The sequence below is a fragment of the Acinetobacter tianfuensis genome, from assembly GCF_003611465.1.
Classification (GTDB): Bacteria; Pseudomonadota; Gammaproteobacteria; order Pseudomonadales; family Moraxellaceae; genus Acinetobacter; species Acinetobacter tianfuensis.
In genome coordinates this window covers 1-794 of record NZ_RAXV01000099.1, presented here as the reverse complement: position 1 = coordinate 794, position 794 = coordinate 1, and the positions used below count along the sequence as shown (strand labels likewise).

The window sequence follows — 794 nt, the reverse complement described above, 5'->3', positions numbered from 1 at the left end:
CTTAGATTCTCAAATGAAGTGCAACAGAGATTAACGTATTGGAAGAAAGCAAGATGAGCTAGCATTTTGCTTCCGACCGACCAAAGTCAAAGTTGCATCATGAACTATACTCATCTTACCCAAGAAGAACGATATCAGATTTATACATTGTTACGTGAGGGTTTTTCTAAGCGTTATATCGCTTGGAGATTGAATCGTTCACCTTCAACCATTTCTAGAGAAATCAAACGCAATCGGGCGAGAAACGGCTATTTTGCTAAACATGCTAATAAAGTCGCTCGACGGCGGCATTGTTCAAACCCCAGAACCATTCCTAATGAGCTTTGGATGCGTGTCATCTCTTATCTTGATATTCAATGGAGTCCCGAGCAAATCGCTTCTCATGTTTCAGTTAGTCTGCATTCAATCTACCGCTTCATACAACAGGATAAAAGCAAGGGTGGGACACTCTTTCACAACCTGCGTTTCAGAAATCAAAGAAAGAGAAAATACGGCTCTCCTGAAACCCGTGGTCAGCTGAGTAATCGTAAAAGCATTCATGACAGACCTGTTGAGATTGAGCATCGGAGTCGTTTTGGTGATTTGGAAATAGATACGATTGTTGGTAAGAAGCATCAGCAATCATTGGTCTCGATTGTAGACCGGAAGACGGGTTATTTATGGCTGAAAAAGTGTAGCTCACGCAAGGCAGAGGAAATTTGCCAAACAACCATCAGCCTTCTTGAGCCGATCAAAGATCAGCTCAAGACGATTACCGCAGATAATGGTAAAGAGTTCAGCCTGCATGAGTATGT

Annotated in this window: 1 protein-coding gene; it reads left to right on the top strand. The window is 42.2% G+C overall.

The genetic code is table 11. The features are described from left to right. Positions 1–99: 99 nt before the first annotated feature. Positions 100–794, top strand: a 695-nt coding sequence (locus D7V32_RS17045) for an IS30 family transposase (RefSeq protein WP_147394251.1), incomplete at its 3' end; no start/stop codon positions are given.